This window comes from Clostridioides sp. ZZV15-6383, assembly GCF_020657735.1.
Lineage (GTDB): Bacteria > Bacillota > Clostridia > Peptostreptococcales > Peptostreptococcaceae > Clostridioides > Clostridioides difficile_D.
This window is the reverse complement of record NZ_JAGWCV010000017.1, coordinates 60,914-66,913: the sequence shown is the minus strand read 5'-3', so window position 1 is coordinate 66,913 and position 6,000 is coordinate 60,914. Positions and strand designations below refer to the sequence as shown.

Annotated in this window: 8 protein-coding genes, 1 pseudogene and 1 riboswitch; of the genes and pseudogenes, 5 read left to right on the top strand and 4 right to left on the bottom strand. The window is 22.7% G+C overall.

Going from position 1 to position 6,000, the window contains the following annotated elements; genetic code table 11:
• A pseudogene (locus tag KGF42_RS08630) lies at nucleotides 1-301 on the bottom strand (hypothetical protein); the annotation flags it as partial.
• Between the two features lie 979 nt (nucleotides 302-1,280).
• On the opposite strand from KGF42_RS08630, the gene KGF42_RS08625 reads away from it, so the two are divergent.
• Together KGF42_RS08625 and KGF42_RS08620 are read left to right on the top strand one after the other, a co-directional pair.
• Nucleotides 1,281-1,682: a helix-turn-helix domain-containing protein gene (locus tag KGF42_RS08625; RefSeq protein WP_096269273.1), complete on the top strand. Its 402-nt coding sequence runs from the start codon at nucleotides 1,281-1,283 to the stop codon at nucleotides 1,680-1,682.
• Nucleotides 1,683-2,069: 387 nt separating this feature from the next.
• Nucleotides 2,070-3,269 carry a hypothetical protein gene (locus tag KGF42_RS08620; protein ID WP_227826134.1) on the top strand — a complete coding sequence of 400 codons (1,200 nt, stop codon included), beginning with the start codon at nucleotides 2,070-2,072 and terminating at the stop codon, nucleotides 3,267-3,269.
• Nucleotides 3,270-3,850: 581 nt separating this feature from the next.
• Here KGF42_RS08620 and KGF42_RS08615 read toward each other — a convergent pair.
• Both KGF42_RS08615 and KGF42_RS08610 read right to left on the bottom strand, forming a co-directional pair.
• Entirely contained in the window at nucleotides 3,851-4,000 is a 150-nt protein-coding gene (locus tag KGF42_RS08615; RefSeq protein ID WP_160115613.1) for a hypothetical protein, read from the bottom strand.
• A 15-nt stretch (nucleotides 4,001-4,015) separates the two neighbouring features.
• Nucleotides 4,016-4,258, bottom strand: a complete 243-nt coding sequence (locus tag KGF42_RS08610) for a helix-turn-helix domain-containing protein (RefSeq protein ID WP_227826133.1) — start codon at nucleotides 4,256-4,258, stop codon at nucleotides 4,016-4,018.
• A 357-nt stretch (nucleotides 4,259-4,615) separates the two neighbouring features.
• Between KGF42_RS08610 and KGF42_RS19830 the strand changes: the two genes are divergently transcribed.
• A complete protein-coding gene (locus tag KGF42_RS19830; protein ID WP_021424697.1) occupies nucleotides 4,616-4,747 on the top strand; it encodes a hypothetical protein in 132 nt (43 codons plus the stop codon).
• Nucleotides 4,748-4,752: 5 nt separating this feature from the next.
• Here the strand turns inward: KGF42_RS19830 and KGF42_RS08605 are convergent, their stop codons facing one another.
• A complete protein-coding gene (locus tag KGF42_RS08605) occupies nucleotides 4,753-5,154 on the bottom strand; it encodes a helix-turn-helix domain-containing protein (RefSeq protein ID WP_021424698.1) in 402 nt (133 codons plus the stop codon).
• Nucleotides 5,155-5,335: 181 nt separating this feature from the next.
• Here KGF42_RS08605 and KGF42_RS08600 point away from each other — a divergent pair, with 181 nt between their 5' ends.
• Nucleotides 5,336-5,518 (top strand): hypothetical protein, encoded by a 183-nt coding sequence (locus KGF42_RS08600; RefSeq protein ID WP_109277234.1) that lies wholly within the window; start codon nucleotides 5,336-5,338, stop codon nucleotides 5,516-5,518.
• An 89-nt stretch (nucleotides 5,519-5,607) separates the two neighbouring features.
• Nucleotides 5,608-5,817: a helix-turn-helix transcriptional regulator gene (locus KGF42_RS08595; protein WP_021424700.1), complete on the top strand. Its 210-nt coding sequence runs from the start codon at nucleotides 5,608-5,610 to the stop codon at nucleotides 5,815-5,817.
• 4 nt (nucleotides 5,818-5,821) lie between these two features.
• A riboswitch (cyclic di-GMP riboswitch) is annotated at nucleotides 5,822-5,906 on the top strand.
• Nucleotides 5,907-6,000: the final 94 nt, after the last annotated feature.

Below are 6,000 nucleotides of genomic sequence, written 5' to 3'. Positions count from 1 at the left end.
TTGTTTTCTTTTTTAGATTTAATTCTCTACTTGATTTAGATACAAGAGAGGCTTCGCCTTGTTTTAAGTAGATTTTTCTCCATCTTCTAAGACAATCTTTTGGTTTATCAAATCCTATTATTTTTAAATCAATACCTGCTTCTAAAAATATATCTTTTGGAAATCTACCTTTTTCAAGATTTTCTCTAACAGCATGTAGTTTAAATTCTTTTGTAAAAACAATAGAATTGTTGGTCATTTTTTCTATATTTATATTTTTTATTAAAAGTTTTATGACATCTTCTGAATAATATTTTTTCATATATTTTCCTCGTTTTTAATTTTATTATATTTGAAAAAAGAGAATAAAAAAACCTATTTTTGGAGTGGTTTAAAAATTTGTCCAAAAATAGGGTTCCAGTTCAAAAGAGTAGCTTTAGTTTTGAACTAAAAGTTAAGTTCAAAAAGAATAATCAATAATTTCTGGACTCTACTCTACTGAAAATATCTAGCATTTTGAACAAATTTATTATATAATTTATAAATAGAAGAATTTTTTCGTTGTATATTGATATAACCAATATCTAATATGTTATTTAGTATTGTGTCGTTGTCATTGTACTCGTTAATGTAAAAGTCTATGGTTAAAATGTCCTGGTCAGATTGTTTATCACCATAGAAATATTTTGTGTTTGGGCTAGTCGTGTTTTCGATATAGTCCATTTTCTTTTTTTTGTAAGTTTTAAATATTTATTTATCAAATATTTAAAACTTAAATATACCTAGTAGGAATAAATTATTAAAAATATTACCTAAAAAATAAACTTATAAAGTAAATAGTACTTTGCAAAAACGAAATTATTTTTCATTTTAAATAATTATTTCTTTTAGATCAGAACGATTTAAGTATTAAATATAGAAATATTATTTAAAAAAATTAAAAAAGTTACGTTTTTGCATATAAAAATTAAGTTATTTCAATACATTAAATATAAATTCATCTGGTCCTACAATATTCATTAAAAAAATCACTCTTTATCAGCTGTAAAGAAGTGATTTTTTTAATGAGTAAATTATTAGAATTTGTATAAAAAGTAATTTTCTTTTACTTATTATATCATAATTGACTACTCTCTTACTTATAAAAACTAGTATTTTTAATACTTTTATAGATAACTATTGTTGGCCAATAAAAGTATTAAAAGTTAAAGTCTAATATTTCTAAAAAAAAATAATCAATTATTGTTGAATTTACATTGTAATAATGGTAACATATAGGTATGTTAAGGAGGATGATGTATATGAAACTTGATATAACACCATTTGGAGAAATGTTAAGAAAAATAAGGACTGATAATGATGAAAAACTTAAAGATATGTCAGAAAAATTGAATGTGACATTATCCCACTTATCAGCTGTTGAAACAGGAAAAAGAAGCATTCCTAAAAAATGGCTAGACATACTAATAAAAGAATATAATTTAAATGAAGATGAAAGAGGTCGATTAAAAAAATCTATACTTCATTCTGCAACCCAAGTTAAAATAAATACTACAGATTTAAATAAAGATGAAAAAGAGCTAGTTTTTGCTTTTGCAAGTCGTTTTAAACATTTAAACAATCAAGATAAAGAAGAAATTAAGTCTATTTTAAAAAAAATAGATTCAAAGGAATTGAGTGGTTTCTCTACTCGGAATGATTAAATAACATAGTTACAAAAACTGATAATATTAAATATTAATATAAAAATAATTGCAAAAAATTAAAATATAAAATATAATATAATAAAACAAATAAAAAAAGCCTACAACTCACAGGATTGATAAGGAACGCCAATTCACTTACCAATCTGACAATTAATACTTTAAAGTAGAACGCAAATATTAATTATCATGTGCCCATGTAGACCTCATTTACTTCATAATTTATGATTATAATATCATATTTTATGATTACTTGCAATACTTTTGATGCTTATTTTAGATTAAATCTTATGGAAGTTACTGTAAATATGATGTCTCAAAGCCTTGATATATAATAATATTAAGGCTTTTTTATATGTTTTACACATATAAAGGAGGTGTCTCAATATGGATAGCCAGTTTACAGTAATACATAATTTAAAACCTATTACCCGAATGTCAAAGTCAAAGCTTAAAGATATGCTGGGTATCTTTAAAACGTCTACAAGAAAAATAGAAAAAACAGATCATTCTGTTTGTAATTCATGTAATATCAGAAAAAACTATTCTTTACATGAAGATAGATTAGATGACTTCTGTTCAAATTGTCCTAAAATAAAAACTTTTACAGAATTTTCTTATGTAATTGAAAAAGAAACTAATACAATTGGTACAATGGAGATTGTAACAAATGAAAATAAAACTATCTCTTTAAGTAAGTCAGCTATTAAACAATTTATAGCTTATCATTTTATACCTTGTAATAAGAATTTCGTTAGAAAATCTGTTTCTTTTAAAAATATAGCTGATATATGTAATGTTTCTGTTGTAACAGCAAGATATAATCATTCTATTTTGATTGAAGCTGGACTAGTTTACTCTACAAAAGTTAAAAGGGGTAAATTTGATATAGTTATAGATGGTGAGTATAAAAATCATTTAAAAAAATCTGATGGTGGACAAGGTTATATAACTATGTCTTTAGATACATTAAAACATTTACTTAAATTTGATAATGTTAATGAGTTAAAATTAGAAATAAAAAAATTACTTTGGGCTGATGCTAATACAAGCAAAGGTAAAAAAGTTAAATTTAATAAAGAAAATCTTATATCTGTTCTTCCAAGCTATTTACGAAAATCAAGTAAGCGTTTAGAAGCCTTTTTGAAAGGTTCTAAGACTTTATTTAATATAAGTAACAATAGAATAGATACAAGTCGTTATGAAACAAAAGAAAAGGTTAGAAATAGATATATTAATTTTATTAAAGAAAAGATAGAGAAATTCTTTAGCAATACTGGTTGCTCTTTAAGTGCTAATTATAGCAAAGTGCTGGAACAAGTTAATTTAGATAAACATAAATTATATAAAGAAGATTTAAATAGACAACTTGAATTAGAGAAAGAACTTATTATAAATGATTTAGTTGGTTTATCTATACAGTATAGTATTAATATAGTGTTAAAAACTCTAAACTATGTTTTTAATGAATATACAATTGATGAAAATGATATAAATTATAGTGAAATAAAAAATCCAGGTGCATTTATAAGAACTATAATTGTTAAAAACATAAATAAAAATGGAAGCTTAAAAATAGTAATATGATATTAGTAGTATAAAAATCTATAATAATAGGGAGTAGTTCAAAAAATTTAATTTTGGCTACTCCTATTAGTGTTTATATTCAAATCTTCACTTATCAAAAATAGAACTACTTAGAATGAAAACTCTTCTATTAGTTCTATTTTTGATGTTTTTTTATATTAAAATTATACACAATAGAAAATTTTTTATTAATAATAAAAATTTTATTATCCAAATATATAAATAAATTATAAATAAGCAAAGTTTATTTATATTAAAAATAAAATAAATTATAAATAAACAAAAACTATTTATATACAGTTTTTAAATATTTTAAATTTATATTTCTTAAAGATATTGTAATTACTACTCTTCTTCTATTACAATCATTTGCTAATTACTGTACGTAATTACTGTAGTAATTTCATGTATGTAATTTCATGTATATAACAATATTACTTATATTTATTAAAAAATAGTACCTTTGTAACCATCAAAAGTACTATTCTTTATCTTTTTTTATAAAATATTCTTACTATAGAAAAATTATCTCAAAAGTATTAATAAATACTTATTTTATATATACAGTTTAGAAAAAACTTTTAAATAGAGCTGCTACTTTCCTCTTCTTTTTCAATGAAATAAGATACAATAATAAATGGACTTAATGATAGTTTTTCTGATACTTCTATAATCTCACTAATAGTTGGATTATTTAACTTATTAAGTTCATCTAAAAAATATTTCTCCATAATATACCTCCTATCTTATTTTGATTCAATTTCTTTTTTAATAAAATATTCTGCTAATTCACATGGTTCAATGGAAAGGGCTTTTGAGAGTGATATAATTTGTTTTACTGTTGGGCTATGTACAAAATATTCCTTCTCTAGGTCAGAAATATAACTTTGGCTTATATTAGCCAATTTACTCAGCTGATTTTGAGTTAGTTTTTTTGATTTACGATTAGATTTTAACACATTTTTCATATTATTATACTGAAAAAACATATTTAAATTTGTATACATACATATTTATTTAAATATACATTAATGTTTTGTTCAACAATTAATCACCCCCTCTTACATTATATGTCGAAAAATAGAAAAATAAATAATTTTTTTAATAATATATATTTAGAAAATACTGGAAAATATTAAAAATATCATAATTCTATAGATTTAAAATGAAAATATATTGTACGTATGTAGAATAATTTATATTTTATAAAATATATAAGGTAATATGTAAAAAAAACACTGAAATATAGGTCGTACCAATATTTTTGAAGTAATTTTTTGTGCTAAAATGTAAATAAGTTAAAAGATTAATTATAGGGTAAAAGATTATTCTTAGGGGGAAATGGTATGATAGAAAAAGAACTTGAAGAAAAAATGAAAAAAGAAATGATTCATATTATAAAAATTATTCGTAATGAAAGAGTTCTTGAATTTACTTATCAATATTTAAAACGAATAGAAAAAAAAATAGCCCATTAACAGGGTTATTTTTTTATGATACCTTTAATAAGTTTTTCTATTATTTCTAAATACTCATCATCTAACTCTGGTAATAACTCAATAATATTTCTCATTTTAGATTTGTTATCAAGAGCTATATCTGAAAAAATATCTGGTAATATTTGTAGCAATAATTTTTCTTCTGATTCACTTAAATAATCTCTATCTTTATTACCAACTCCATAAAGAAGCCAGTCCTTATTTATATTAAATTTAGAACAAAAGTGGTTAACATATAATTTACTAGCCACCATACGACCGTTTTCAATATTTGCAACTACATTTCTAGTGACACCTAATATTTCTCCGAGTTGCTCTTGAGTTAGATTTTTTTCTCTTCTTATTTCAACAAATCTTGTTTTTGTATCTTTATCTATTTCGCACATAAAATCACCTCTTTAGATTATTATACCATTGAATTATGTGTTAGGCTACACAACTATTTTATTAAAGGTGTATATTATTACATTTATCTATTGAAAAAAATAATAAGCAATGGTATAATGTGTACATATACACCAATATGGCTATATAATTGTATATATACACACGCAAAGAGGTGGTTTTATGAAAGATAAAGAGAATTTAATAGCAAGAATAAAAAGTCATTTATATGAAGTAAAAGATGTAAATGATTTGGATAATATAGAAAAATTAGCATATTGGTTTCATTCATTACAAAATTCATCTACTAATAATAAAAAATCTGATGAAAAAGAGAAAACTAATGTAGATGTAAATAATTTATAGCTTAATTTGTGACACAATAAAAATTATTGTGTTAATTTTTAAAATATATTATTTATTTTAAATAAAAAAACAAAGAAGGTGATTTTTAATTGAAAAAAAATAAATTATCTGTATTAAGAGAAAAAAGTGGTCTTACAAAAACTGATGTTGCTATATTTCTAAACATGACAACATCTGGAATTACAGGAATTGAGAGGTCTACAAAAATAAGTTTAGATAAAGCTATAAAACTATCTAAAATATACGGTGTTTCTATTTATGATATCTTTAATGCGAGTAGAGAATTTATGGAAGCATAAAAACTGAATATAAGGGCAAAGCTAGAGAAATTTAGTGACGCAAAACTATAGGGACTAAGGCTAATTAGCTAAGTCAGCCAGTTGCCGAAAAGAGATTGTCTTTTTGTAACTTAATATAAAAGATGCTCTAAGGTATCTTTTTTTTAGTTTGTAATTGAATTGGCAAAAAATATGTTAACAAAC

Excerpts from the sequence above, each read along its gene's own strand:
- KGF42_RS08600 (WP_109277234.1), top strand. The coding sequence starts at position 5,336 with ATGAAAGATAAAGAGAATTTAATAGCAAGAATAAAAAGTCATTTATAT.
- KGF42_RS19830 (WP_021424697.1), top strand. The coding sequence starts at position 4,616 with ATGATAGAAAAAGAACTTGAAGAAAAAATGAAAAAAGAAATGATTCAT.
- KGF42_RS08605 (WP_021424698.1), bottom strand. The coding sequence starts at position 5,154 with ATGTGCGAAATAGATAAAGATACAAAAACAAGATTTGTTGAAATAAGA.
- KGF42_RS08620 (WP_227826134.1), top strand. The coding sequence starts at position 2,070 with ATGGATAGCCAGTTTACAGTAATACATAATTTAAAACCTATTACCCGA.
- KGF42_RS08625 (WP_096269273.1), top strand. The coding sequence starts at position 1,281 with ATGAAACTTGATATAACACCATTTGGAGAAATGTTAAGAAAAATAAGG.
- KGF42_RS08615 (WP_160115613.1), bottom strand. The coding sequence starts at position 4,000 with ATGGAGAAATATTTTTTAGATGAACTTAATAAGTTAAATAATCCAACT.
- KGF42_RS08610 (WP_227826133.1), bottom strand. The coding sequence starts at position 4,258 with ATGTTTTTTCAGTATAATAATATGAAAAATGTGTTAAAATCTAATCGT.